Origin of the sequence: Brevundimonas sp. (assembly GCF_035935935.1) — a bacterium.
Taxonomy (GTDB): Bacteria; Pseudomonadota; Alphaproteobacteria; order Caulobacterales; family Caulobacteraceae; genus Brevundimonas.
Window position 1 is genome coordinate 122,827 of sequence record NZ_DASYWO010000003.1, and the last position, 26,574, is coordinate 149,400.

Consider the following 26,574-nt stretch of genomic DNA (forward strand, 5'->3'; position numbering starts at 1 on the left):
GATGAACTTCAACAACATCTCATCGTGGTCGATCCGGAATCCGATCCCGATCATCCTGATGTTCGTGGTCCTGACGATCGCCGGCATCGGCAGCTATTTCAATCTGCGGACCAACAACTTCCCCGACGTCGATCTGCCGGTCGTGGCGGTCACCATCGTGCAGGCCGGCGCCTCGCCGACAGAGATGGAGACCCAAGTCACCCGGATGATCGAGGACTCCGTCGCGGGCCTCGGTCAGGTGCGCCACATCACCTCCGTGGTGAACGAGGGCGTCTCGACCACCTCGATCGAATTCCAGTTGGGCGTCGATCTCGAGAAGGTCACCAACGACGTCCGCAACGCCGTCAGCCGCATCCGCCAGCAGCTGCCCGCGGACGTGCAGGAGCCGATCGTCCAGCGCATCGAGTTCACAGCCATTCCCTTCGCCAACTTCGTGGTGCGCGCCCCGGGCATGAGCCCGGAGGAGCTGAGCTGGTTCGTCGACGACACGGTGTCCAAGCGCCTGCTGGCCATCCGCGGCATCAGCCAGGTCAGCCGCGACGGCGGCGTCAGCCGCGAAATCCGGATCAAGCTGGATCCGGCGCGTCTGGAGGCGTTCGGCGTCACCGCATCGGCCGTGTCGAACCAGCTTCGGGCGCAGAACATCAACCTGCCGGGCGGGCGGGGCGAGGTCGGCGGGACCGAACAGGCGATCCGCACCGTCGGATCCGCCCAGACGGTGGATCAGCTGCGCGAGACCCTCATCCCCGTCGCCGGCCGCACCGTTCGCCTCGGCGACCTGGGCGAGGTCACCGACGAGTGGTCGGAACAACGCGGCCGCGCCCGCTTCAACGGCCAGGAGGTCGTCGGCTTCGGCGTCTCGCGCGCCATCGGCTCGTCCGAGGTCGACGTCTATCACCGCGCCGTCGCCGAGCTGGAAAAGCTGGACGCCGAGCGGGCCGACGTGACGATCGAGGAGGTGGCCAACACCACCCAGGACGTGATCAACAACTTCCACGCCTCGGTCGAAACCCTGCTGCTGGGCGCCCTGCTGGCCGTCGCCGTGGTGTTCATCTTCCTGCGCGACTGGCGGGCGACGATCATCTGCGCCTGCGCCATTCCCCTGTCGCTGATCCCGACCTTCTGGGTCATGGACCTGACGGGCCAGTCGCTCAACGTCGTCAGCCTGCTGGCGCTGTCGCTGACGATCGGCGTGCTGGTCGACGACGCCATCGTGGAGATCGAGAACATCGTTCGGCACATCCGCGACGGAAAGGCGCCCTACCCTGCCGCGATCGAGGCGGCGGACGAGATCGGCCTCGCCGTCGTCGCGACCACCGCCACCCTGATCGCCGTCTTCGCGCCCACCGGCTTCATGCCGGGCGTGGTCGGCCAGTTCTTCAAGAGTTTCGCCATCGCGGCCTGCGTCAGCGTCTTCTTCTCGCTGGTCGTGGCCCGCACGCTGACGCCGCTGATGGGCGCCTATCTGCTGAAGCGGGATCAAGGCAAGGAACACGGCGACCCGTTCTGGATGGGTCCCTACCTGCGTGCGCTTCGCTGGACCCAGGGCACCTCGGCGTCGAAAGAGCTGATCGCGGACCGCAAGGCCCGCCGCGGCGGCGTCCTGCGGCGCAAGGTCCTGTGGCGGCTGTTCGACCACCGCGTCTGGGTGCTGGGCATGGGGACGGTGTTCTTCGTCTTCTCGATCTTCCTGGCGACCCAGATTCCGGGCGAGTTCATCCCGGTGGAGGACATCTCGCGGTCGACGGTGACGGTGCAGATGGCTCCCGGCACCACTCTGGAGGAAACGGACGAGGCGGTCGGACACATCACCGAGGAGCTGATGAAACAGCCCGAGGTCAGCTCGGTCTACTCCTCCATCGGCTCGGCCACCGTCAGCTTCGGCCCCGGCGGCGGGGGCGGCGCGGGCGAGGTCCGCAAGGCCAACATGACCGTCAATCTGAAGAAGCGGGCCGAGCGCTCGCTGACCCAGCAGGAGTTCGAGCGGAAGATGGGGCCGGTCCTGGCGCGTGTGCCGGGCGCCCGGATCCAGTTCGGCGTGGCTGGCGGCGGCTCCGGCATGCTGACCATCGCCCTGGTCGGCGACGACGCGGCGGTGCTGGAGCCTGCGGCGGCGCGGGTGGAGCGGGAGATGCGCGGCATCGACGGCATCTCCAACGTCATCTCTTCGTCTTCACTGGTGCGGCCGGAGATCCTGATCACGCCCAAGGCCGACATCGCCGCCCTGCAGGGCGTGTCGTCCGCGGACATCAGCCAGGTGGCCCGCGTCGCGACGCTGGGCGATGCCGACCAGTTGCTGCCCAAGTTCAATCTGGGCGACCGTCAGGTGCCGATCCGCGTCATGCTGCGCGAGGACGCCCGTCAGGATCTGGGCACGCTCCAGAACCTGAAGGTGCCGACGGCCTCGGGCGCCGTGGTGCCCCTGTCCGCGGTGGCGGACATCAGCTTCGGGGCCGGCCCGAACCAGATCGACCGTCTGGATCGCCGGCGCGTGGCCAACATCACGGCCGAACTGACGGACATGACGCTGACGCAGGCGACCACGGCGATCGATCAGTTGCCGGCGATGCAGAACCTGCCGGAAGGCGTGGCCAAGCAGCCGTCGGGCGACGAGGAAAGCTTCCAGGAACTGGGGCTGGGCTTCATGTTCGCCATCGTGACGGGCATCCTGCTGATGTACGTCGTGCTGGTGCTGCTGTTCGGCAGCTTCTTCCACCCGATCACCATTCTGGCGGCCCTGCCGGTGTCGTTCGGCGGCGCCTTCCTGGCGCTGCTGATCACGGGCAAGTCGATGTCCATGCCGGCGCTGATCGGCATCATCATGCTGACCGGGATCGCGGCGAAGAACTCCATCCTTCTGGTCGACTACGCCATCATGGCCATGAAGGGCGGCATGACGCGCAACGAGGCGCTGATCGACGCCGCGCACAAGCGCGCCCGACCCATCATCATGACGACCTTCGCCATGGGTCTGGGGATGCTGCCGATCGCCATGGCGTTCGGCGAGGGCACCGCCTTCCGCAGCCCGATGGCCATCGCGGTGATCGGCGGCCTGATCACATCCACGGCCCTGTCGCTGCTGTTCGTGCCGGTTGTCTTCTCCGTGATCGATGGGCTCAAGAGCCGCATCACCGGCCGCATGGCGCGTATGTTCGGCGGCCAGAGGGATCCCGAGCCGCGGGAAGCCGCCGCCGACTGACCGGCCGCGAGCGCCGCACGCCTCGAAGGGCCGCTCCGCAGGGGGCGGCCCTTTCTTCGCCGGAGCTCCGACCGACCGCCGGCGAGCCCGCCGCTGCGGCCGCCGCGGCCGTCAGTGCGGGAGGACGCCGCCTCGATCGGCGACGTGACCGGGCAAGGCGGAACTTCAACACCATTCGGCGCCCGTGATCGCTTGCCGACGGCGTCCGCCCAAAAGAAAACCGGCCGAGGTCGCCCCCGGCCGGTTCGTCTCAGGTCGTTCGTCCGCGGATCAGTAGCGGAAGCGCAGGGTCATGCCGTAGGTGCGCGGCGCGCCCAGGAAGGCGTCGATCGTCTGGCTGTCGGTCGCCGGGTTGTAGAAGCTGCCGTCCGGCTGCTGCACGGTCGAGAAGCCCGAGCCCTGCAGGAAGCCGTTGTAGGCGACCTGGGTGTACTCCTCGTCGGTCAGGTTCTGGGCCCACAGTTCAAGCGTCCAGCGCTCGTCCTCGGTGCCCAGCGAGATGCGGCCGTTCACGACGGCGTAGTCGTCCTGCATCTTGTACGGCAGCAGGTCCGAGCCGGTGTTGTACTCGCTCATCCACTTGCCGTTCAGGCTGAACCCGCCGCGCAGGCCGCCGCCCAGCGAACGGTCGAAGTTGATGCCGCCGACCACCGACCATTCCGGCGCGAACGACGGGCGTGAGCCCGGCAGCAGCGACAGGCCCGGGAAGTTGGCCGGGTTGAACAGATCGGCCGCGGTGAACTCGCCGTACTGGGCGTCAGTGTAGGTGACGCCGCCCTGCAGACTCAGGCCCTCGATCGGGGTGAACCACAGGAAGTCCGCGTCGACGCCCTTCGAGTTCAGCTCCGGGATGGATTCCACCACGAAGGCGGTGCCGAGGAAGGTGTTGAGCTGGAAGTCCTCGAAGCGCTGGTCGAAGTAGGTGACGTTCAGCAGCAGGGTGCGGTCCAGCAGCGTCATCTTCACGCCGGCTTCGTAGCTGTCGACCATTTCCGAGGGGAAGAAGAGCGACGCGTTCGGCGTCACGCCCGTCTGCACGCGGTCCATGTTGTAGCCGAAGCTCTTGTAGCCGCGCGCGTAGGACGCATACGCCATGATGGAGTCGTTCAGGCGGTAGGCGGCCTTGATCGTGCCCGAGATCTCCTCGTCGGACACATCCTCGCTGATGGTGCGATTGTCGTAGAAGGGGTTGGACCACGGCAGGCACAGACGGCCGAGGATCTGCGGCGCGTTGGCGGCGCCCACGACGGTGGTGATGGCCGCGGCGTTGGCCAGACCGGCCGCGCAGACGCCCTGGTTGGCGCCGAGGTTGTCCTGCAGGCCCGTCAGCTCCTTCTTGTCGCTGGTGAAGCGCAGGCCCAGCGTGATGTCGAACTGATCCGTCACCCGGAAGGTGTTGTTGGTGAAGATCGCGATCGAGTCGGACTTCTGGCTGTAACGGTCCGACAGGCTCTGCCCGGCGGCGAACGTCGGCCCGGGCGGGACGGCCGTCGGACCGGTGGCGCCGAACACGGCTCCGCCGGTGCCGAGGCACTGCTGCAGCTGCAACGCGGTCTGGCCCGGCCGGGTGAAGCAGGGAATGATCGACGGGCTGACCGGGATCAGCGGGTTGGCGCCGTTCAGCGCGGCCGACAGCTGGAACGACAGCACGGGGCCATAGTCGTCGCCGAACCAGAAGCTGTCCTGGCGGTCGATGTCCTCGGTCGTCGCGAACAGGCCGACCAGCCAGTCGAGACGGTCCGTCGAACCGGCCAGACGCAGTTCCTGGCTGAGGTTCTCGACCGAGTAGCCGTAGCCGCCGTCCTGGGGACGGTAGGCGATGTCGGCGCCGGTGTAGTCGATGTCCATGCCGACGTCGGACGACCAGTCGCGCCACGCCGTGATGGAGGTCAGCGTCGCACCGCCCAACAGAGACGGCATGTCGATGTTCGCTTCGAGCGAGACGCCCTTGTCCTCGATGTCGGTGAAGGTGTCGCGGTTGGCGAAGGCCTGGCGCGAGAACGGCAGGAAGCCGAAGCCCGGAGCCGGCGGCCGCTGGCCCGTCCCGGCCGAGGTTGCGTCGATGAACGGATAGGTCGGGCCCGTCCGGACCTGCACGCCGACGCAGCAGTATTCGTCACGCCTTGAGTAATCGGCGATCAGACGCAGCGAGGTGTTCTCGTTGGGCAGCCACAGCAGCTGCCCGCGAACCGTGCCGAAGTCCTGGTTCGCGTCGTCGCGCAGGGTGCGTGGGCCGTCGCCGGTGTTCACCTCATAGAAGCCGTCGCGCAGACGGCGGCCGGCGTACAGGCGGAACGCCAGCGTGTCGGTCAGCGGACCGGACACCGAGCCCGAGACGGCCCGGGCGTCGTAGTTGCCGATGGTGGCTTCAGCCTCCCACTCCGGCGTGAACGAGGGCTGCTCGGTGATGATGTTGATCACGCCGGCCGAGGTGTTCTTGCCGAACAGGGTGCCCTGCGGCCCCTTCAGCACCTCGATGCGGCTCAGCTCGCCCAGATCGCCGAAGCCGACGGAGTTGCGCGAACGGTAGACGCCGTCGATCACCACGCCGACCGAGCTTTCCAGGCCGGGGTTGTCGCCGACGGTGCCGACGCCGCGGATGCGCGCGGTGGTCGAGGCTTCCGACTGGGTCGACGTCACGGTCATGCCCGGCGTCAGGATCTGCAGGTCCTTGATGTCGCGGACGCCCGCGTCTTCCAGCAGCTCCTCCGACAGGGTCGTGACCACGATCGGCACGTCCTGCAGGCTCTGCTCACGCTTCTGCGCGGTGACGATGATGTCGTCGACGCGCGTGACTTCCTGTTCCTGGGCAGCGACGGCGCCGGCCCCGAAGACGGCCGCGCCGACGACGGCGGCGGACACGGTGGTGCGAAGAATGTGGTTCAGACGCATGTCTATCCCGGCTCCTAGAGCCCGGCCGGAAGCGGCCGGGACGTTCCCAATCCCAATGACCCCGTCCTTCTCAGGCGTGACGGTGGTCGCCAACGTCCGGGGTAATCCAACAGGTGTCGCCGGACAAGGATAACGCCGCGTTACGGCCGCGCCCCGGCCGCAGCGATGCCGTCACTGTGACAAGAAAGCGACGGAAACCGCTGACGCAGGGTCAATATTCGTGCGTCACGGGTCAGTATTCGGACGGGTCGCGGCCTTCTCCTTGCGCCGCCGGCCTGCCCAGGCCAGCACGAGACCGCCGACCAGGGCGGACAGGATCGAGCCCCCGAGCACGCCCAGCTTGACCTCCACCTGCTCGACGGAGTCGATCGGTCCCGGAAAGGCCAGGGCGCCGATGAACAGGCTCATGGTGAAGCCGACGCCGCACAGCAGGCTGACGCCGTAGATCTCCAGCCAGGTGGCGCCGGTAGGCCGCTTGCCGACCTTCAGCGCCGACGCCAGCCAGGCCATCGCCAGGACGCCGACCTGCTTGCCCGCGAACAGGCCCAGAGCGATCCCGATCACCAGCGGCGCCGTCAACTGCTCCGGTCCGATCCCGGCGAAGCCGACGCCGGCCTTGGCGAAGGCGAAGATCGGCAGGATCACGTAGGCGACGTAGGGGTGCAGGTCGTGCATGGCCTCCTTCAGCGGCGACTGCCCGTCGCGTCGCTCGGCGATGGGCACGATCGCGGCGAAGGCGACCGCCGTCAGCGACGTCGACAGGCCCGCCTGCACCGTCAGCCACCACGTCAGGCCGAAGCCCAGCACCCAGAACGGCGCGGGGATCTTGCGCCAGTGCGCGAAGACGGCGCCGAGGGTCAGCAGACCTGCCACCCACAGAAGGTGCGTCCAGACCACCCCTTCGGAAAACAGAACCGCGATCAGCGCGATCGCGCCCAGGTCGTCGACGATGGCCAGAGTCAGCAGAAAGACGCGCAGGGACGACGGCAGCGTCCGGGCGAAGACGGCGAACACGGCCAGGGCGAAGGCGATGTCCGTCGCCAGCGGAATGGGCCAGCCCTGCGCCGGACCGCCGAGGGCGCCCGCCACGACCAGATACACGAGCCCCGGCCCGATCATGCCGCCCAGGGCGGCCAGAACCGGCGTCGCCAATTTCCGGGGATCGCTCAGTTCACCCCGCAGAATCTCGTATTTGATCTCCAGCCCCACGACGAGGAAGAAGATCGCCATCAGGCCTTCCTTGATCCATTCGGAGACGGACATCTCCAGGACCGAGGGGCCGACCTGAAGCACCTGCTCGCCCTTCAGGAAGGCGAAATAGTCCGCGGCCAGCGGCGAGTTCGCCAGCATCAGCCCGATCAGGGCGGCGACGCCGAGCACGGCCCCCGAGCCGGCCTCGGTCTTGAGGAACTGAAGCGTCAATCTGCGCGCCATGCGGCCTCCGGATCACGAAAGGTCGGGGCGCCAGGTTATCGACGGGCGCCGGACCGGGTTCGCCCGAGGACGCCGGCCTGGCCCGCGCGAGCTCCGCCCGGGCCTGATCTCTGCCGTCCTGAATACCCGCCGCGACGCGACGTTCAAGCCGCCGCGCTTGCCATCGACGCCGGCCGCGCCATCTGGGACGAATGCCCGTCGCGCCCGCCTACCGTCCCGAGCCCCGCTTCTTCGACCTCGGCGCGGACTACGGGGATGCGGTCCGGGCGGCGGAGTTCCCGCAGACCATCCTGCGTTTCCGCAATGACCGCGCGGCGTCGGAGGTGGGGCTGGAAACATTGAGCGACGCGGAATGGATCGACCATTTCGGCCGTTTCACGCCCCTGCCCGGCCAGCCCGGCCCGATCGCCATGAGGTATCACGGGCACCAGTTCCGGACCTACAACCCCGACCTGGGCGACGGGCGGGGATTTCTGGCGGCGCAGATGCGCGACGCCTCGAACAGACCCATGGATCTTGGCACCAAGGGTTCCGGTCAGACGCCCTGGTCCCGGGGCGGCGACGGACGGCTGACGCTGAAGGGCGGCGTGCGCGAGGTTCTGGCGGCCGAGATGCTGCAGCGGCTGGGCGTGCCGACCAGTCGCGCGCTCAGCCTGATCGAGACCGGCGAGGCGCTTGAGCGCGGCGACGAACCGTCGCCCACCCGCTCGGCCGTTCTGGTGCGGCTCTCGCACGGCCACATCCGCTTCGGCACCTTTCAGCGCGCCGCCTGGCTGGGACGCAAGGATCAGCTGGAGACCCTGCTCGAACACGCCCGATCGCTCTACCACCCGAAGGTTCCGGAGGGAGACGCGGCCCGGTTCCTTTCGGCCGTGGTCGAGGCGTCGGCGCGCCTGGCCGCGCGCTGGGTGGCCGCGGGCTTCGTCCACGGCGTGCTCAACACCGACAACCTGAACGTCACCGGCGAGAGCTTCGACTACGGCCCGTGGCGGTTCCTGCCGCACTATGAGCCCGGCTTCACCGCCGCCTATTTCGACCAGTTCGGCCTCTATGCCTTCGCCCGCCAGCCCGAAGCGGTGTTCTGGGCCCTGACCCAGCTGGGGGGCGCGCTGAAACCGATCGGGGACGCGGAGGCCCTCACCGCCGCCCTCAACGGGTTCGGTCCCGCCTACATCCGGCATCTTCGCGCCGCCTTTCTGGAACGGCTGGGCGTCCGCAGCCTCGGCGAGGCGGCGGACCAGCGACTGCTGGACGCCACCCTGGCCCTCCTGCGCGAGGGTGGAGAGGCGTTGCGGTGGGAGCCGCTGTTCCATGACTGGTTCGCCGGCTTCGCCTCGTCGGCCCGCGCCCTGTCCGGCCCGCGCGCGACCCTTTACCAGACGAAGGCCTTCGCCGACTTCCGCTTCGCCCTTTTCGAGCACGAGCCGGACCGACCGGAGCGGCTGGAGGCTCCGCGTTTCGCCGGGCCGGAGCCCGAGGAGATGCTGATCGACGAGGTCGAAGCCATCTGGGCCGCCATCGACCGGGACGACGACTGGCGTCCGTTCGAGGCCAAGATCGCGCGTCTCCGCGCCGACTGACCCGCTGCTGACGGCACCTTGGCAGCAGCGGGCGGCTAGCTTTGCCGCGCGGTCGAAATCCGGCCGCCCCGAACGTCTTTTCGATGCGGCGCCCCGGCCGCGGCAACGCTTCCTTACGGATTGTTATGCATACGGTCACGCTTCGGCCCCGGTGCTCACGCAGAAGGCGATCACGGATGGTTACGCTGAAGCTTCTCGCCCTTGCGGGTCTGACGCGGCGATCCGACATCGCATCTGTTACCAATGACAATCGGAGCGCCCCTCCCCGGGCGACTTTGAGAATGAGCTCTCAGACCCTTTCCCCGTCGCAGGTCCGCCTGCGCGCCAGCTACCGCAACCTCACCCTGTGGACCTTGCAGGGCTGGCTTTCCATGTTCTTCCTCGCCGCCGGCTGGGCCAAGGCGACCGAGCCGCTGCCGACCCTGGTCGAGCTGATGGGCTGGCCGGCGCAGGTCCCGCTGGAGATGGTGCAGGGCCTCGGCATCGCCGAGATGACGCTGGCCGTCCTGCTGCTGGCGCCCCTGGCTTCGTGGCGCGTGGGACGTCCGCTGATGGTCACCGCCGCCGTCGGACTGCTGGGGCTGGAGACCGTCATGCTGGGCGTGCACGCCGCGGCGCTGGACGTCGTGCCGGCCTTCACCAACCTGGCCCTCATCGCCGTGACCGCGCCCGTTCTGTGGATGCGGGCGCACGAGGTTCGCTGACGCCGCTCAGCCCTTGCGGCAGCGATCCGAGCAGAACTTCACCGACTCCCAGTCGCGCGCCCATTTGCGGCGCCAGACGAACGGCCGGCCGCACGCGGCGCAAACCTTCTGCGGCAGGTCCGACTTTCGTGCGCCGGCCTCGTTGACGTGCTCGCGCGCCACAGGCTTCCCTTTACGTCCGCGTCAACTTTCGATAAGCCGTCGCCATGGCGAGCGCCGACGACCATCGCACCTATTCGATCCGCCAGCTGTGCCGCGAGTTCGGGGCCACGGCGCGGGCGCTGCGCTTCTATGAGGACAAGGGCCTTCTGACGCCCGCGCGCAAGGGCCAGACCCGGGTCTATTCGGCCCGCGACCGCGCCCGGCTGAAACTGATCCTGCGGGGCCGCCGCATCGGCTTCTCGCTGGTCGAGATCCAGGAGATGCTCGACCTCTATGACCACAAGGACCACAACGCCCACCAGATGGCCGTGGCCCTGCGGCGTCACAGGGCCCAGATCGAGGCCCTGAAGCAGCAGCGCGACGATCTGGACGCCGCCATTCAGACCGCGGAAGAGGCCTGCGCCGTCATGGAGGCGCGCCTGGGCGAGCACCGCCCCGACCTGCTGCCCGGCGCCGAGGAATACGCCAGCCTGCTGAAGGCCCGGCTGAACCCCGACCCCCTGCACGACGCCCACCTGTCCCGCCTGCATCCCCTCAAAGCGAGAGCCTGACCCATGGCCTACAAGTCGCCCGTCCGCGATCTGACGTTCATCCTGAGCGACGTGCTGGACATCGACCGCTACGCCAACCAGCCCGGCTTCCAGGACGTGTCGGCCGAGCTGGCGCAGCAGGTTTTGGAAGAGGCCGGCCGCTTCGCCGACGAGGTGATCGCGCCGATCAACAACCCCGGCGACAAGGAAGGCTGCCGCGTCGAGAACGGCGTCGTGACCACGCCGAAGGGCTGGAAGGAAGCCTATCACCAGATGGTCGAGGCCGGCTGGACCTCGCTCATGATGGACCCGGCCTATGGCGGCCAGGGCATGCCGTCGGTGATCGGCTCGGCGGTGGGCCAGTTCACGGCGGGCGCCAGCGCGGCCTTCTCGATGTACCCCGGCCTGACCGCGGGCGCTTGGGCCGGCATCCACGCCAACGCCTCGGAAGAGCTGAAGCGGAAGTATCTGCCGAAGATGTCGACCGGCGAATGGACCGGCACGATGAACCTGACGGAGCCCCAGTGCGGCACCGACCTCGGCATGGTGCGCACCAAGGCGGTCCCCCAGCCCGACGGCAGCTACAGGATCACCGGCCAGAAGATCTGGATCTCGGCCGGCGAGCACGACTTCGCCGAGAACATCATCCACACCGTCCTGGCGCGCGTCGAAGGCGCGCCGGCCGGCATCAAGGGCCTGTCGCTGTTCCTGGTGCCCAAGTTCCTGGTCAACGAGGACGGCAGCTTGGGCGAGCGCAACGGCGTGCAGTGCGCGGGCCTGGAAGAGAAGATGGGCATCCACGGCAACGCCACCTGCGTCATGGCCTATGAGGACGCGACCGGCTGGCTGATCGGGGAAGAAGGCCGCGGAATGAACAACATGTTCGTGGTCATGAACGAGGCGCGCCTCGGCACGGGCCTGCAAGGCCTGGCCATCGGCACCGCCGCCTATCAGGCCGCCGTCGACTTCGCCAAGGACCGCCTGCAGGGCCGCAGCCTGACGGGGCCGAAGAACCCCGACGGCCCGGCCGATCCGATCATCGTCCACCCCGACGTGCGCCGCATGCTGCTGGAGGCCAGGGCCTTCGTCGAAGGCGGACAGGCCTTCATCCTGTGGACGGCCCTGCATGCCGATCTGGAGAAGTCCGAGGACGAGGCCGTGGCGCAGAAGGCCAAGGACTACATGGGCCTGCTCACGCCCGTACTGAAGGCCTACCTGACCGACAAGGGCTTCCACGCCGCCTCGCTGGCCATGCAGGTGCATGGCGGCTCGGGCTACACCGAGCACTTCCCCGCGTCGCAGTACCTGCGCGACGCGCGCATCACCATGATCTACGAGGGCACCAACGGCATTCAGGCGCTGGATCTGGTCGGCCGCAAGCTGCCCGCCAACGGCGGCCGCGCCATCATGAGCTGGTTCGCCGAGATCGACGCCTTCGTGTCGGAGAACGGCGGCGAGGGTCCGATCAAGCCCTTCGTCGACGGCCTCGCCGACAGCAAGAAAAAGCTGCAGGAGGCCACCATGTGGCTGATGCAGAACGGCATGGCCAATCCGGACAATGCCGGCGCGGCCTCCACCGACTACCTGAACATCTTCGGCCTGACGGCGCTGGCCTATATGTGGGCGCAGATGGCCAAGGCGGCGCAGGCCAAGGTCGACGCCGGCTCGGACGATCCGTTCTACGCCACCAAGCTGCAGACCGGCCGCTATTTCGTCGAGCGCATCCTGCCCGACGCCGGCGCCCACCTGGCGAAGCTGAAGACCGGCGCCGACGTGCTCATGAGCGTGCCGGCGGAGGCGTTCTGATCGTGAAGGTCCTCAACGTCCCCGAGCCCGACTTCATGCAGGAAGAGGAGATCACCCTCTTCTCCGACAGCGTCGCCAAATGGATCGACGAGCACGCGCCGCCGGAGAAGGTGCAGTCGTGGATCGCCGACTCCTCGGTCCCGCGCTCGCTGTGGAACGACGCCGGCGCCGCGGGCCTGCTGGGCCTGTCGATGCCCGAGGCCGACGGCGGCTTCGGCGGGGACTACCGGCATGAGGTCGTGCTGATGCGTCAGCTGGGCTGGAAGGGCGCGGACCATTTCGGCATCTCGCTGCACAACGCCATCGTCATGCCCTACGTCTGGCACTACGGCACCGAGGAGCAGAAGGCGCGCTGGCTGCCGCGTCTGGTCTCCGGCGAGCTGGTCGGGGCCATCGCCATGACCGAGCCGGGCGCGGGGTCGGACCTGCAGGGCGTCAAGACCACCGCCATCCGCCAGGGCGACCACTATGTCGTCAACGGGTCGAAGACCTTCATCACCAACGGCCAGCTGGCGAACTTCATCATCGTGGTGGCCAAGACCGACCCGGCCGAGGGGGCCAAGGGCACCAGCCTGATCGTCGTCGAGACCGACGGCCTGGCCGGCTTCGAGCGGGGCCGGAACCTGCACAAGATCGGCATGGAGGCGAACGACACTTCCGAGCTGTTCTTCAACGACGTGAAGGTGCCGGTCGAGAACGTCATCGGCGGAGGCGAGGGCCAGGGCTTCGTCCAGCTGATGCAGCAGCTGCCGCAGGAGCGCCTGAACATCGCCATCCAGGGCGTCGCCGCGGCCGAGCGCGGCCTTCAGGAGACGCTGGCCTACGTCAAGGAGCGCAAGGCCTTCGGCAAGCGCGTCATCGACTTCCAGAACACCCAGTTCAAGCTGGCCGAGGTCAAGACCAAGCTGACGGTCGCCAAGGTCTTCTGCGACTGGTGCATCGGCCTGCACCTGCAGGGCAAACTCGACGCCGCGACCGCATCCATGGCCAAGTACTGGGTGACCGACATCCAGGGCGAGACCATCGACGAGATGCTCCAGCTGCACGGCGGATACGGCTACATGAACGAATACCCGATCGCCCAGCTGTACAAGGACGCCCGCGTCCAGCGCATCTACGGCGGCACCAACGAGATCATGAAGCTGCTGATCGCGCGGACGCTCTGAACGCGGCCACGTTGCCAACGCCGCGGCGAGCCCGGATGATGGTGGCGAACCCCGGGGGAAGGCGCATGAAACGGAATCATCTCGCGGCGATCGTCGCGTCGGCCGCCGCGGTCCTGCCCGGGGTGGCCGCCGCCCAGATCAAGCCGGTCCTGACCACGACGATGCAGCGCACCTGCGCGACGGAAACGACCGCCACCATCCTGATGCAGGCCGGAACGGCGAACCCGGACCCTCTGCCGTTCATCGAGCGGCAGGTCAGGACGTTGTCGGTCAAGCCCGCGGACGCCGGCCTTCGGTTTCATCATCAGACACGATCTCCAGGTGCGGCCATAGGTCTGGAGTTCACCGCACTCAGGGACGGATCCGTGACCGGGGCCGTGATCACCGGCCTGCCGGAGAGCGATGGCGTAAGCGACGAGCAGCTGGCCACCTTCGCCCACACGGCGGCCCAGGACATTCCGGAGCGTCTGCTTCTCGGCCGGACCTTCTCCGTGGGGGATTCCTATTATCCGGACGATCTTCGGCGCGACCTCATAGGTCGCGTGGGAGACAGCCTCGGGCTTCCTTTCGCCCTCACCGGATCGATCGACGTCTTCTACCGGGGCGAGGTCGACCACCGCGGGCGCCGCGCATGGCTGTTCGACGGCGCCATCACGATGGCCGGAGCGGGAGAGGTCGAAGGCGTGTCCATCGCGGCGGGCCAGACGATGAAGGCCCGGGTGCTGCACGACGCCGAGACCGGTCTGGTCCTCAACTACGACGTGACCATGGACAACGACCTCAGTGTGGACGGCAAACCGTTCACGGTGATGAAGATGACGGACTCCTGGGATTGCGAGATCGTTTCCCAGTGACTCCGCGTCCACAGGTCCAGGCCTGACCGCATGATCCGCCTCCACGTCCCCCAACCCCTGTCCGTCGGCGCGACGCCGCTGCCGACGCTCGAGCAGTCCCGCTACCTGACCCAGGTCATGCGGCTGAAGGCTGGCGACGTCGTCCACGTCTTCAACGGCACGGACGGCGAGTGGCGTTGCGTCGTCGCCGAGGTGCTGAAGAAGGGCGTCGTGCTGCGGGCCGAGCTGCGGGTTCGCGACCAGATCATGCCGCCAGACGTCCACCTGCTGATCGCGACGGTGAAGAAGTCCGCGCTGGAGTTCGCCGTCGAGAAGGCCACCGAGCTGGGCGCCGCGCGCATACGGCTGATCACCACCGCCCGCACCCAGACGCAGCACGTCCGCATGGACCGGCTCCATGCCATCGCGGAGGAGAGCGCAGAGCAGACCGGACGGCTGGACGTGCCGCCCGTCGACGCGCCGCAAAGACTGGACGCCCTGCTGGTCGACTGGGACGCCGGCCGCCGGCTGATGTTCTGCGACGAGACCGGCGGCGCGCCGGCCGTCTCCGCCCTGACCGGGGCCGGCAGCGGCCCCTGGGCCATTCTCATCGGTCCCGAGGGCGGGTTCACGCCCGAAGAGCGGGCGCGTCTTCGCGCCCTGCCCCATGCGCTCGCCGTGTCGCTGGGCCCCCGCGTCCTGCGCGCGGACACGGCGGCGACCACGGCGCTGACCCTGTGGCAGGCCGCCGTCGGCGACTGGGAACGCTGACGCCTCTTGTGCGTCGATCCCCGGTCGCCCATCTCGCGGCGACCTGAGGGGCAGGACTTTCACGCATGACCGACGCGCCGCTGAACCGGACGGACCTGATCGAGGCCCTGTCCAAGGGCATGAAGCCGCGCGACCAGTGGCGCATCGGCGCCGAGCACGAAAAGTTCGGCTTCGACCGCGAGACCCTGCGCCGCCCCGCCTATGCCGGTCCGAGCGGCATTCAGGCCATGCTGGAAGGGCTGACGCGCTTCGGCTGGTCCGAGGTCTTCGAGGGCGACCACGTCATCGCCCTGGAGCGCACCACGCCGGAAGGCCTGACGTCGTCCATCTCGCTGGAGCCCGGCGGACAGTTCGAACTGTCGGGCGCGCCGCTGAAGGACGTCCATGAGATCTGCGACGAGACCGGCCGCCACCTGATGGAGGTCAAACAGGTCGCCGACCAGCTGGGTCTGGGCTTCCTCGGCGTCGGCTTCGACCCGATGTGGGCTCGCGAGCAGGTGCCGGTCATGCCGAAGGGCCGCTACGACATCATGCGCGCCTACATGCCGAAGAGGGGCGGCCTCGGCCTGGACATGATGCTGCGCACCTGCACCATCCAGTCCAACCTCGACTTCGAGAGCGAGGCGGACATGGTGCGCAAGTTCCGCACGTCTCTGGCCCTTCAGCCCGTCGCCACGGCCCTGTTCGCCTGCTCGCCCTTCACCGAAGGCAGGCCGAACGGCTTCCTGTCGGCGCGCGCCAACGTCTGGACCGACACCGATCCGGACCGCACCGGCATGCTGGACTTCGTCTTCCAGGAGGGCTTCGGCTTCGAGCGCTACGTCGACTATGCGCTGGACGTGCCGATGTATTTCGCCAAGCGCGAAGGGCGCTACGTCGACCTGTCCGGTCGATCGTTCCGCCGGTTCATGGACGGCGGGCTGGAGGATTTGCCGGGCGACCGCGCCACGCGAAAGGACTGGTCGGACCACCTGACCACCCTGTTCCCCGAAGTCAGGCTGAAATCCTATCTGGAGATGCGCGGCGCCGACGGAGGGCCATGGAGCCGGATCTGCGCCCTGCAGGCGCTCTGGGTCGGCGTGCTCTACGACGACGCCGCTCTGGCCGCGGCCTGGGACCTCTGCAGGGACTGGGCGATCGAGGACCACGAGCGCCTGCGGAGCGACGTCACCCGTCTGGGCCTGAAGGCCGAGGTGGCCGGCCGCACCGTGCGCGACGTCGCCGTCGATCTGGTGGCGATCGCGAAACAGGGCCTGAAGTCCCGCGCCCGCTTCAGCGGCGGCATGGTGGACGAGCGCGGCTATCTGTCCGAACTGGAAGACATCGCCGACTCCGGCGTGACCCCGGCCGAGCGCCTGCTGGACCTGTACCACGGCGCCTGGGACCGCGACCTGTCGCGACTCTACCGCGACTTCGCCTACTGATTGCGGGAACGTCCCGGCCAGCTTGAGCATTCAAGCGGCATGACCGATCCCATCCTGCCCCGCACCCAGCCCGATCCCGAGGGAGACGGCCAGGTCATTTCCGACGTCCGCGCCAAGTCGGGCCGCGGCGGCATGCACGTGCTGACGATCCTGGTCGTCTCGGCCACGCTGGTCGCCATCGCCTTCGCCTTGATCTACATGTTCACGGCCGGGCCGATGGGGCGCGCAGAGCAGCGCACGGAGGCGGCCGCCACCTCGGCGGAGTCGGCGCAGCCCCTGCCGGAACGCCCGACCACGACCCTGCCGTCGGACGTTCAGCCCCGGACGCCGGATCCCGCGACCTCTCCCACCGGCGCCTGACGCAGCGCGGGCCGGGCCACGAGGAAGGCGGTCACGCATCCGACGAAGAGGCCGGCCTCCAGCGAGGCCGTGATCGTCCGGGCCACGGGACCGAATCCCGACTCTCCGACGACGGCGCCGATCGGCGACAGGTCCAGACGCGCGTCGGGGTAGGCCTGAAGCAGGAGGTTCAGGCTGCCTCCAAGCAGGCGCCCGCCCAACGCCGCCAGAGCTCCCCCCACGCCCAGTCCGAGGGCCGCCGACGCCAGCGCGGACCGACGGGCCGACCAGCCCCTGCGCGCCGCCGTCCAGACGCCGAGCCCGATCGCCGCGCCGATCGCCAGGCCCTCGGCCGCGCCCGTCATGTCCGCGGGCGCGCGTCCCGTCAGCATGGCGAGGGCGTCGAGAGCGACCAGCCGGGTGACGCCGCCGATGAGCGCGCCGGCGAAGGCGCCTCCCAGAACGACGCCCCAGAGTCCGGACCTCACCACGCGCCCGGTTTCCACGCCGAACCCGACCGCCCCGCCCGCCGCCAACGCCAGAAGCGTGGTGGCGCAGACCAGCACCAGCAGGGCCGAGGCCGCCCCCATGCCCTCGGGCGACACCGCCAGCCCGTACACCATGCCGCCGATCAAGCCGGCCACCGCGCCCCCGGCGCCGCCGGACGCCGCGCCGCTCAGGCCCTCGCGCCAGGCCGGACGAGTCTTCGGGGGCACGGGCGGCGTCGCGGCCGCCTTGGCCACGGCGGGCGTCTGACCGTCCGCCACCTCGGCGACGAAGCGATAGCCGTGCTTGGGCACCGTCTCGATGAAGCGAGGCCGCCCCGCGTCGTCGCCCAGCACGCGGCGCAGGCTGCGCACGCACTGGGTCAGCGCCTCGTCGGTGACGGGGACGCCCTTCCAGACCTCGGCCATGAAGCGGTCCTTGGTCACCAGCCGCCCGCGTTCGGCGACCAGCAGCGCCAGCGCGTCGAGGTAACGGCCGCTCAGCTCCACCGTCTGTCCATCGCGCGTCAGACGGCGGTCCTGGAGATCCAGACGAAAGCGGTCGAAACGGACGGGGCTCATCGGCGGGACGGTCGATCATCCCGGCCCGGAAGGCAATGGGCGCTCGCTGGCGGCGCCGCCCCGTCCGTGGCATCCTGCCCCGCGTTCAGGGAGGGACGACATGACCGACGCCGACGTCAAGCTGAGGGAGCAGGCCGAACGCCGGGTGGAGGCGAAGCGCAGCGTGGTTTCGCACCTGTTCGTCTTCGTCATCGTCAACGCCGGACTGTTCGCCATCGACTGGTGGGCGGGCAGCGGCATCGACTGGGCCTTCTGGCCGCTGCTGGGCTGGGGCATCGGCCTGCTGTCGCACATGGCGTCGGTATGGATGGCCCTGTCGGACAACCACGAGGCGGCCGTCCAGCGCGAGATGGAGCGGCTGCGGGGACGTCGGTGACGGGCGCGATCCGCGTCGGCGTCGGTGGCTGGACCTACGAGCCCTGGCGCGGCGTCTTCTATCCGGAGAAGCTGAGCCAGAAGCGGGAGCTCGAGTACGCCAGCCGCGCGCTGACCGCCATCGAGATCAACGGCACCTACTATTCCACCTTCAAGCCTGACAGCTGGATGAAATGGCGGGACGAAACGCCCGACGGCTTCGTCTTCTCGGTCAAGGCCAGCCGCTACTGCACGAACCGCAAGATCCTGGCGGACATGGGCGAGTCCATGGACCGCTTTCTGGGCCAGGGGCTGACGGCGCTGGGCGACAAGCTGGGGCCCATCAACTGGCAATTCATGGGGACCAAGAAGTTCGATCCGGCGGACTTCGAAGGCTTCCTGAAGCTGCTGCCCAAGGAGAAGGACGGCCTGCGGCTGCGCCACGCGCTGGAGGTGCGCAACCCGACCTTCGAGACCCAGCAGTTCTATGACCTCGCCTCGAAATACGGCGTGGCCATCGTCTACGGCGAAGACGACGAGGAGCCGAACTGGCCGCGGATCGACCGGCCGACCGCCGACTTCACCTACGCCCGCCTGATGTCCAGTCGGGAGGAGGAGCCGGACGGCATGACGGACGCCGAACTGGATGCGGCCGCCGGCCGGTGCCGCGCGTGGGCCAGGCGCGGCGACGTCTTCGCCTTCTTCATCGCCGGAGCCAAGGTCCGCAATCCGGCCGCCGCCCAGGCGCTGATCCGGCGCCTGGGCTGAGCCCGGCTCAGAACGTCTTGCGGACGCGGAACTGCACGAAGGTCCGCGGGTCGATGAAGCGGTTCTCGACGAAGGCGATCGGGCGGGCCGGGGTGCGGTTCGCGTAGACGGTGCGCTCGACGTTGAAGTCGTCCCAGATGTTGATCTGGACGCGCAGGGCCAAGGTCGGCGTCGGCTTCCACTCGGTCCACGCCTCGAAATAGTCCGAGCCGCGGAAGCCCGAGGTCTGATCCGGGTCGTAGCTGAACTGGTACAGCGAGGCGATGTAGGCGCCGCCCCACTGCAGGTTCGAGGAAGGAATGTCCTGCTGGACGGTGAAGACCGGCTGGGACGGGCGCACGCCGGAGATGCGGCGGGTCCGTCCCGTGGTGGGGTCGGTCACCTCGTTGTGGTTCCACGTGTTGCGGAAACCCAGCTTGCCGCCCGAGAAGCCAGCCCAGTCCATCGGCACCAGAACGTTGACCGCCAGTTGGTCCAGCGTGCCGTCGCCGATGTTGCCGACGGCGGACAGCCCCATGTCCAGCGGGATCACGTCGATGGCGTCGACGATCTCGTCGTGGCGGTAGCCGATGGAGACGATGCCGTCCTTCATGAAGCGGCGCTCGAAGGTCAGCTCGCTGATCCAGCGCTGCTCGGGCTCCAGATCGGCGTTGCCGCCCAGCACGTTCTCGTCGTCCAGATCGGCCGAAGCCGCGAAGTCGCCGAAATCCAGCTGGCCCAGCTCGCGTTCGAAACGATAGCGGACCTGGGTGTTGGCCATCGGCGTCCACGTGATCAGCAGGCGCGGCTTGGCGAAGAAGAAGGTCTTCGACTGGTCGGCGTCGCCCGACTGGCTGATCTCGGACGCCTCCAGCCGCAGGCCGCCCTCCAGGTTCAGGTCGGGCCGGACGCGCCAGGTCGCCTTGCCGAACAGCTCGCCGCGCAGCTCCTCGACCTTCACCGACGCGGACGGCAGCGGGACGGGCACGCCGCCGACGCTGAAGGCCTGCTCGGTTTCCAGCATGTTATAGGCGATCTCGCCGCCGCCTTCGTACGTCAGGGTCGGCGAGCGCTCGAAGCGGACCAGCGCCCGGGCGATGGTCTCCGACGACTCGTCGAGCGATTCGAAGCGCTGCTCCGGATCGTCGACCGCGCCGATGCGGGTGCGTGAAGTGGAGACGCCGTCGCTCTCGCCGAACTGGTGGATGAAGCGCGTCTCCAGATCCAGCCGGTCGCCCAGGGGGCGCGTGTAGACCGCGCCGAACTCGCCGGACGAGCCCTCGTTCTCGAACAGGTTCTCGCGGCGCACTGCCGGGCCGGTCTGGAGGCTCTGCGAGAAGTAGTCGTTGACCCCGTAGCGCGCCGTCAGATCGATCTTGCCGCCCGCGAAGGGCGTCGCGAGATTGCCGCGGATGCCGGTGGAGCCGCCGTACTGGTCGTTCCAGTAGTCTTCCTGGCGGGTGATCAGGCCTGCGCCGTTGCGGCGGACGACGAGGCCCTCGCCGTTCGCGTCGCTCATGGAAACGCCGTCGCTCAGCGTCACGCCCCACGTCGTCTCGCCGCGTTTGGCGGTGAACTGGTACGTCCCCGCCGCCAGATCCTGCCCGCCGTCGAAGGCCCAGTAGTTCGCGGTCAGGATGGACTGGGTGCTGCTTTCCTGACGGGTGGTGACGTTCACCACCACGCCGTAACCCTGCATGTCGATGCCCGGCGCGCCGCCGCGGATCAGTTCGATGCGAAGGACCTGCGAGGCCAGGGTGCGGGACAGGACGGACGACCCCGTGTCCGTCTTCGACGCCGGCCGGGCGCCGTTGACCAGAACGTTGCCGACCGAGCCTTCGAAGCCGCGGCTGCCGTCGCCGTCGACGACGGAGAAGCCCGGGATGCGCTGGACCATGTCGAGGGCCGTGTTGGGGCGCTGCTCGGCGAAGAAGGCGGGTTCGAACACCAGCACGCCCTGCTGCCCGGCCTCGGCCTGGGGCGCGTTCGGTGCGGGCTGGCTCTGGGCCTGGGCGGAGCCGGCGATGGCGATGGCGGCCGCGCCGGCCAGCAGGATGGTCTTGGTCACTTTACTGTCCCCTCGTCGTGTGGGGCGGACCGTGGCGACGGCGCAGACCGCATGCCAGTTACAAGCTGGACAGGTGGATTAAATCTGCGTCACATGCGTGAAGACTGCAGAACGACATTGCGGGCGTGTAATGTTTGGGGCGAAATCAAGATGATCAGAGCATTCGTGGTCGCCGTCGCTTTTGCGGTTGCTTCACCCGCCTTGGCGCAGGACGAGCCGACCATGGTCGATGAGGTGATCGTCGAGGCGCGGCGGTCCGGGGCGCCGACGTGGGAGGTGACGCGCGGCGAATCCACCGTCCTGCTGGTCGGCGCCATCCAGGCGCTGCCGCGAAGTCTCGACTGGCGCGCGGATGCGCTGGAGCGGGCGGCCGAGCGGGCGGACAGCGTGCTGTATTCGCAGGCCGTGGCCCTGTCGCCCGGCGACATCCTCCGCATCCTCTGGCGACAGGGGACGCTGACCCGCCTGCCGCGCGGCAAGACCAGCGCCGACTACCTGACGCCGGAATGGCAGGCGCGGCTGGAGGTGCTGGATGCGAAGACGCGCGACGACCTGATGCGCCAGAGCTTCTTCCAGACCTCCGCGGGCCTGCTGTTCGGCGTGACCAACCTGAACCGGAACCGCGGGCCTTCGGTGGAGGATGCCGTGCGCCGCACCGCGCGTCGGGGCCGCACGCCCAGCCAGCGCATCGGCGAGGTGCGCGGCGACGCGGTCATCGAGGACCTGCTGACCATGCCGCCCGAAACCTGGGTGCCGTGCGTGCAGCTCGCCATCGTGGCCGGGGAGGCCGGCGAGGCGGGCATGCTGGAGCGGGCCGCCGCGTGGCGCAGGTTCGACGTGCCGACCGTCATGGAATCGCCGCTCGAGCAGGCCCTGTCGCAGTGCTGGCCTTGGGGCGACCCGGACTGGGGCATCCAGTTGCGGGCGCAGTGGCTGACGGGGATCGAGGACGCGTTGGCGCAGGACGGCACGACGCTGGCGGTGGCGCCCCTGCGGGTGCTCGCCGAACCCGGCGGCCTGCTGGACACTCTGGAGGCGCGCGGCTTCGAGATCGTCGGCCCGGTCTGGAAACGCTAGACCGCGGTGCCGCCCACAGTCAGGCCGGAGATCTTCAGGCTGGGCTGGCCGATGCCCACCGGCACGCCCTGTCCGGCCTTGCCGCAGGTGCCGACGCCGGGATCGAAGGCGAAGTCGTCGCCGATCATCGTGACGCCCTTCAGCGCCGTGGCCCCGTCGCCGATCAGGGTGGCGCCGCGGACGGGCGAGGTGATCTTCCCGTCCTCGATCAGATAGGCCTCGGTGCACTGGAAGACGAACTTGCCGTTGGTGATGTCCACCTGGCCGCCGCCGAAATTGGCGGCGTAGAGGCCGCGCTTGGTCGAGGCGATCATGTCGGCGCGGCTGTCCTTGCCGCCTTCCATGAAGGTGTTGGTCATGCGCGGCATGGGGATGTGGGCGAAGGACTGACGCCGCCCGTTGCCGGTCGCCGCCTGCCCCATCTGACGGGCCGACAGCCGGTCGTGCATCAGGCCGACCATGATCCCGTCCTCGATCAGGACGGTCCGCGACGTCGGCGTGCCCTCGTCGTCGACGGTCAGGGAGCCGCGACGGCCGGCGATGGAGCCGTCGTCGACCACAGTGACGCCCGGCGCGGCCACGCGCTTGCCCATCATGCCGGTGAAGACCGACGAGCCCTTGCGGTGGAAATCCCCTTCGAACCCGTGGCCGACGGCTTCGTGCAGCAGCACGCCGGGCCAGCCCGCGCCCATGACCACGTCCATTTCACCCGCCGGACAGTCGACCGCCTCGAGATTCACCAGGGCCTGACGCAGGCATTCGTCGACCTGGGCCTGCCAACGCTCCGGCGCGGTCCACTCCTCGAAACCCGCCCGGCCGCCCGCCCCGGCCGAAGCGGTTTCGCGACGGCCGTCCTTCTCGACGGTGACGGAGACGTTGAAGCGCACCAGCGGGCGGACGTCCCGCACGGCGCGGCCTTCGGCGCGGAGGATTTCGATCGAGCGGCGCTCGCCGATCAGGCTTGCGGAGACCTGAACCACGCGCGGGTCGCGGGCGCGGGCCCAGGCGTCGATCTCCTGCAGCAGGGCGATCTTGTCCGAGAACCCCGGCGCAGCCAGGGGGTCGAGCGGCGGATACAGCGACTGATTGGTCGCGCGCGGACCTTCGGCCGTGACGCCCGCATGGCCGGCCTTGGCCAGCGACGCGGCCTCAGCGGCGCGGCGGATGGCGTCGGGGGTGATCTCGTTGGCGTGCGCGTAGCCCGCGGTCTCGCCCGCCACGACGCGCAGGCCAAAGCCCTCGGTCGCGTCGTAGTTCGCGCCCTTCAGGCGGCCGTCGTCGAAGACCAGGGATTCCAGCTCCGACCGCTCGAGAAACAGCTCGCCGTCGTCGGCCCCGGCCAGGGCGCCGCGCAGGATGGACAGGGCCTCGTCGGGATCGACCCCGGCGGTCTCGAGCAGGGGCGGCGGCGGAACGTGCGCGGTCATCCTTCGCAGATAGGACGGCGGAAGGGGCGCGTCACCCCTTCCGCCGTTTCCGTCACCAGGCGTCGTTGACGTCGCCGGAGCCGGACACGTTTGACTGGACGGACGCCGGGCGGCGGGTCAGGTCGACGTCGCCGGAACCCGAGATGTCGATGGTCGCGCGGCCGGTGGGGCCGACGTCGACCTCGCCGGAGCCCGAGACGTCGACGTCGGCGTCGGTCACCGTCAGGGCCGTCAGGTCCGCCTCGCCCGAGCCGGAAACGTCCAGATCCAGCGTCTGGGCCCGCCCCTCAGCCACGACCTCGCCCGAGCCGGAGATGACGATCCTCAGCGTCGGCACGTCGATGGCGCGAAGGGCGAGGTCCTGCGAGGCGTTCATCTCAAAGGTCGAGACGCCCGGCGCGGTGATGGTTACGCGGACCCGGTCACGCCAGCCGCCCCAGTCCCCGTTTCCCTCGGCGAACAGACGGCCGTTCTCAAGCCGGATGCGATCCACGCGGCTCTGGGGGCCGGCCAAGGTGACCGAGGCCACGTCGCCCTGGGTGAAGACCACGTCGGCGGCGACGTCGAGGATCAGACGGTCGCCGCCGGTCCATTCGAGGGTGCGGGTGACTTCGGGGCCTCGCTCGCGCGGCCCGTCGTGGGTGACGCGGACCCAGTCGCCGTCGCCGTCCCAAGTCCAGCTCCAGCCGTCGCGCATGATGGCGGGGCCGCCGACGGCGAAGGCGCCGCCGATGCCGACCACGGCCATGATCAGGCCGACGCCCATGATGATGAGAAGATTGCGGATCATGTCTGGTCCCTCCCTCAGATCCGGCCCTGATCGAGCGCGGGCTTCAGCACGCGGTAGTGCAGGCGCGCGTACCAGACCGTGGCGTCGATCAGCCATTTGGTGAACAGGGCGCAGAGCGCCGTCATGAAGACGCCGAGGCCCATGACGCCGACCCCGCCCAGCAGGGCCACGGCGGGCCCGCCCGGCGGATCCAGGAAGGGCCCCGCGACCAGGGTGAAGCCGCCGGCCAGAAACACGCCGATCCCCGACACCAGCACCGCGATCAGGCTGCCGAACAGCGGCAGGACGATCGGCAGCAGGATCAGGATGTCGATCGCGCCCAGGCCGATGATGGCGAAGATGGCGCCGGCGGCCGAGGAGGCGCCCGGCTGCTGATTCCACGCCCGTGCGCCTGCCTCCGCCCGCAGCTCGCGGGCCAGACGGTCGGGATCGCCCAAGGCTTCAGCGACCTCGGCTTCCGACCGGCCGTCGGCCGCGCCGGCGTCGAAATGCGCCTCATAATCCTGGACGATCTCGTCGGCGGCGGGGGCGGACAGGCCCACCAGCCCCTTCTTCAGGCGCGAGATGAATTCCGCGCGGTTCATTGCTTCAGCTCCCCTCTGGTTTCGGCCGGAGCCGCGGCGGGCTCGGCCAGGACGGCCTCGACCGCGTCGGCGAACGTGCGCCATTCCGTGGTCTGGGCTTCGAGCGCCCGACGGCCGGCGGCGGTCAGGCGATAGTATTTGCGCGAGGGCCCGGCGGCGGACTCGACCAGATAGGTCTCGACCAGTCCGTCCGTCTGCATCCGCCGCATCAGCGGGTAGATGGTGCCTTCGCCCATGCCGATGGCCTTCGAGAGGTCCGCGGCGATGTCGTAGGCGTAGCCGTCGCGCCGGTTCAGCAGGGCGAGGACGCACAGCGTCAGCACCCCCTTCTTCAGCTGCGTGTCGATGTTCTCGGGCACGGTGTGGGTCTCCGTTGACGGCTCGATGCGTATGACAAGGTAGCTTGCGTGACAAGGTAGCTTGCGAAACATGACCGCGATTTAATGAGATCGGTTCTCACCTTCCTGCGCCACACCGCCGCGCGCCTTGGCAAAGGGGGACGGGAGGGATATGGACCGCCCAAAGCTCCCGCGCCTGCGCTCGGGGGCCGTTCGGCGACAGCCCCGCGCCGGGGACCGGCGGGGCAAGGACTAGGGAAACACCGCATGAGCATGGGCAAGTCCGCCCTGGGGATTTCGGCCTTCATCGGCTCGGTCTTCATGACCGGCGCCGCCGTGGCCCAGGATCTGATCGGCCAGCCCACGCCGGGCGGCATCGGCCTTCAGCCGGCGGCCTCGCCGCTGAAGGAAGAGGCCCACATCTTCCATGACTTCATCCTGCTGCCGATCATCACGATCATCAGCCTGTTCGTTCTGGGCCTGCTGATCTGGGTGGTGATCCGGTACAACAAGAAGTCCAACCCGGTGCCCGCGCGCTGGAGCCACAACACCCTGGTCGAGGTGATCTGGACGGTCGTGCCGGTGTTCATCCTGGTCGGGATCGCGCTGTTCTCGTTCCGCCTGCTGTTCGCCTACGAAAACATGCCGGAACCGGACCTGACCGTGAAGGTCACGGGCAACCAGTGGAACTGGGCCTATGAGTACCCGGACCAGGGCATCAGCGAATACGTCTCCAACATGCTGCCGGAGGCCGAGGCCGACGCGCGCGGCGTGCCCTTCCGCCTGGCGGCGGACGAGCCGATGGTCGTGCCTGTCGGCCGCACCGTGAAGCTGCTGGTCACCGCCGCCGACGTGATCCACGCCGTGGCCCTGCCCGCCTTCGGCCTGAAGACGGACGCCGTTCCCGGCCGCACCAACGAGACCTGGTTCCGCGCCGATCGCGTCGGCACCTACTACGGCCAGTGCTCGGAGCTGTGCGGCGTCGACCACGCCTTCATGCCGATCGAGATCCGCGTCGTCACCGAGGCCGAGTTCGCCGCCTGGGTCGCGTCGAAGGGCGGATCCATGACCGCAGCGGCCGACGCCGCGGCCGCGGCCGCAGCCGTTCCGGCCGCGACGGCTCCGACCGGCGAAGGCGCCGCTCCCGTGGGCGCCACCACCGACGCCCCCGCGCAGGCTCCGACCCAGACCGTCCCCGGCGCGGCCCCGACCGCCGCCCCCGCTTCCGCTCCGGCCGCCGCGCCGGCCGCCGCCCAGTAAGACACGCGAGAGAGCCGAAACC

The 26,574-nt window shown here is 69.0% G+C and carries 23 protein-coding genes; 14 read left to right on the forward strand and 9 right to left on the reverse strand.

Features of this window, described 5'->3' with window-relative positions:
* The first annotated feature begins 1 nt into the window (after window position 1).
* Window positions 2-3,199, forward strand: coding sequence for an efflux RND transporter permease subunit (locus VGR32_RS02590; RefSeq protein ID WP_327447744.1), 3,198 nt, complete (start codon window positions 2-4; stop codon window positions 3,197-3,199).
* 270 nt (window positions 3,200-3,469) lie between these two features.
* On the opposite strand, the gene VGR32_RS02595 is transcribed toward VGR32_RS02590, so the two are convergent.
* Complete coding sequence (locus tag VGR32_RS02595) at window positions 3,470-6,091, reverse strand: TonB-dependent receptor (RefSeq protein WP_327447746.1); 2,622 nt, start codon at window positions 6,089-6,091, stop codon at window positions 3,470-3,472.
* A 225-nt stretch (window positions 6,092-6,316) separates the two neighbouring features.
* The gene (nhaA, locus tag VGR32_RS02600; protein ID WP_327447748.1) at window positions 6,317-7,525 is read right to left on the reverse strand and encodes a Na+/H+ antiporter NhaA; all 1,209 of its coding nucleotides are present in this window, start codon (window positions 7,523-7,525) and stop codon (window positions 6,317-6,319) included.
* A 191-nt stretch (window positions 7,526-7,716) separates the two neighbouring features.
* Here nhaA and VGR32_RS02605 point away from each other — a divergent pair, with 191 nt between their 5' ends.
* Both VGR32_RS02605 and VGR32_RS02610 read left to right on the forward strand, forming a co-directional pair.
* Window positions 7,717-9,105 carry a protein adenylyltransferase SelO gene (locus VGR32_RS02605; protein ID WP_327447750.1) on the forward strand — a complete coding sequence of 463 codons (1,389 nt, stop codon included), beginning with the start codon at window positions 7,717-7,719 and terminating at the stop codon, window positions 9,103-9,105.
* A gap of 281 nt (window positions 9,106-9,386) precedes the next feature.
* A complete protein-coding gene (locus VGR32_RS02610) occupies window positions 9,387-9,809 on the forward strand; it encodes a DoxX family protein (protein ID WP_327447752.1) in 423 nt (140 codons plus the stop codon).
* A 6-nt stretch (window positions 9,810-9,815) separates the two neighbouring features.
* Here VGR32_RS02610 and VGR32_RS02615 read toward each other — a convergent pair whose 3' ends face one another.
* Entirely contained in the window at window positions 9,816-9,926 is a 111-nt protein-coding gene (locus tag VGR32_RS02615) for a DUF2256 domain-containing protein (protein WP_414642887.1), read from the reverse strand.
* 89 nt (window positions 9,927-10,015) lie between these two features.
* On the opposite strand from VGR32_RS02615, the gene VGR32_RS02620 reads away from it, so the two are divergent.
* The 7 genes from VGR32_RS02620 to VGR32_RS02650 all read left to right on the forward strand — a co-directional run bounded on the left by VGR32_RS02620 (window position 10,016) and on the right by VGR32_RS02650 (window position 16,861).
* Complete coding sequence (locus VGR32_RS02620; protein ID WP_327447756.1) at window positions 10,016-10,522, forward strand: MerR family DNA-binding transcriptional regulator; 507 nt, start codon at window positions 10,016-10,018, stop codon at window positions 10,520-10,522.
* Between the two features lie 3 nt (window positions 10,523-10,525).
* Window positions 10,526-12,307 (forward strand): acyl-CoA dehydrogenase C-terminal domain-containing protein, encoded by a 1,782-nt coding sequence (locus VGR32_RS02625; RefSeq protein ID WP_327447758.1) that lies wholly within the window; start codon window positions 10,526-10,528, stop codon window positions 12,305-12,307.
* Window positions 12,308-12,309: 2 nt separating this feature from the next.
* A complete protein-coding gene (locus VGR32_RS02630; RefSeq protein ID WP_327447760.1) occupies window positions 12,310-13,473 on the forward strand; it encodes an acyl-CoA dehydrogenase family protein in 1,164 nt (387 codons plus the stop codon).
* Window positions 13,474-13,538: 65 nt separating this feature from the next.
* The gene (locus tag VGR32_RS02635; protein WP_327447762.1) at window positions 13,539-14,327 is read left to right on the forward strand and encodes a hypothetical protein; all 789 of its coding nucleotides are present in this window, start codon (window positions 13,539-13,541) and stop codon (window positions 14,325-14,327) included.
* Between the two features lie 30 nt (window positions 14,328-14,357).
* Window positions 14,358-15,077: a 16S rRNA (uracil(1498)-N(3))-methyltransferase gene (locus tag VGR32_RS02640; RefSeq protein ID WP_327447763.1), complete on the forward strand. Its 720-nt coding sequence runs from the start codon at window positions 14,358-14,360 to the stop codon at window positions 15,075-15,077.
* A 65-nt stretch (window positions 15,078-15,142) separates the two neighbouring features.
* Window positions 15,143-16,501 (forward strand): glutamate--cysteine ligase, encoded by a 1,359-nt coding sequence (locus VGR32_RS02645; RefSeq protein WP_327447765.1) that lies wholly within the window; start codon window positions 15,143-15,145, stop codon window positions 16,499-16,501.
* A 39-nt stretch (window positions 16,502-16,540) separates the two neighbouring features.
* Window positions 16,541-16,861, forward strand: coding sequence for a hypothetical protein (locus VGR32_RS02650; protein WP_327447767.1), 321 nt, complete (start codon window positions 16,541-16,543; stop codon window positions 16,859-16,861).
* Here the strand turns inward: VGR32_RS02650 and VGR32_RS02655 are convergent.
* The gene (locus VGR32_RS02655) at window positions 16,816-17,907 is read right to left on the reverse strand and encodes a transcriptional regulator (RefSeq protein ID WP_327447769.1); all 1,092 of its coding nucleotides are present in this window, start codon (window positions 17,905-17,907) and stop codon (window positions 16,816-16,818) included. The two genes, VGR32_RS02650 and VGR32_RS02655, sit on opposite strands and share 46 nt — an antisense overlap.
* Window positions 17,908-18,007: 100 nt before the next feature.
* On the opposite strand from VGR32_RS02655, the gene VGR32_RS02660 reads away from it, so the two are divergent.
* Both VGR32_RS02660 and VGR32_RS02665 read left to right on the forward strand, forming a co-directional pair.
* Window positions 18,008-18,283, forward strand: coding sequence for a 2TM domain-containing protein (locus VGR32_RS02660; protein ID WP_327447771.1), 276 nt, complete (start codon window positions 18,008-18,010; stop codon window positions 18,281-18,283).
* A complete protein-coding gene (locus VGR32_RS02665; RefSeq protein ID WP_327447773.1) occupies window positions 18,280-19,029 on the forward strand; it encodes a DUF72 domain-containing protein in 750 nt (249 codons plus the stop codon). Before VGR32_RS02660 ends, VGR32_RS02665 begins: the two co-directional genes overlap by 4 nt.
* A 7-nt stretch (window positions 19,030-19,036) precedes the next feature.
* Here the strand turns inward: VGR32_RS02665 and VGR32_RS02670 are convergent, their stop codons facing one another.
* Window positions 19,037-21,076, reverse strand: coding sequence for a TonB-dependent receptor (locus VGR32_RS02670; protein ID WP_327447775.1), 2,040 nt, complete (start codon window positions 21,074-21,076; stop codon window positions 19,037-19,039).
* Window positions 21,077-21,226: 150 nt separating this feature from the next.
* Here VGR32_RS02670 and VGR32_RS02675 point away from each other — a divergent pair, with 150 nt between their 5' ends.
* A complete protein-coding gene (locus VGR32_RS02675; protein WP_327447777.1) occupies window positions 21,227-22,153 on the forward strand; it encodes a TraB/GumN family protein in 927 nt (308 codons plus the stop codon).
* Here VGR32_RS02675 and tldD read toward each other — a convergent pair.
* Genes tldD through VGR32_RS02695 form a run of 4 tightly spaced genes read right to left on the reverse strand, consistent with a single transcriptional unit; the run spans window position 22,150 to window position 25,313 of the window.
* Window positions 22,150-23,580: a metalloprotease TldD gene (gene tldD / locus VGR32_RS02680; RefSeq protein WP_327447779.1), complete on the reverse strand. Its 1,431-nt coding sequence runs from the start codon at window positions 23,578-23,580 to the stop codon at window positions 22,150-22,152. The two genes, VGR32_RS02675 and tldD, sit on opposite strands and share 4 nt — an antisense overlap.
* 52 nt (window positions 23,581-23,632) lie before the next feature.
* Window positions 23,633-24,370, reverse strand: coding sequence for a GIN domain-containing protein (locus VGR32_RS02685; RefSeq protein WP_327447781.1), 738 nt, complete (start codon window positions 24,368-24,370; stop codon window positions 23,633-23,635).
* Window positions 24,371-24,384: 14 nt separating this feature from the next.
* Window positions 24,385-24,954, reverse strand: a complete 570-nt coding sequence (locus tag VGR32_RS02690) for a DUF1700 domain-containing protein (protein WP_327447783.1) — start codon at window positions 24,952-24,954, stop codon at window positions 24,385-24,387.
* Window positions 24,951-25,313 (reverse strand): PadR family transcriptional regulator, encoded by a 363-nt coding sequence (locus VGR32_RS02695; RefSeq protein ID WP_327447785.1) that lies wholly within the window; start codon window positions 25,311-25,313, stop codon window positions 24,951-24,953. Before VGR32_RS02695 ends, VGR32_RS02690 begins: the two co-directional genes overlap by 4 nt.
* Before the next feature lie 246 nt (window positions 25,314-25,559).
* Between VGR32_RS02695 and coxB the strand changes: the two genes are divergently transcribed.
* The gene (gene coxB / locus VGR32_RS02700; RefSeq protein ID WP_414642884.1) at window positions 25,560-26,552 is read left to right on the forward strand and encodes a cytochrome c oxidase subunit II; all 993 of its coding nucleotides are present in this window, start codon (window positions 25,560-25,562) and stop codon (window positions 26,550-26,552) included.
* Window positions 26,553-26,574: the final 22 nt, after the last annotated feature.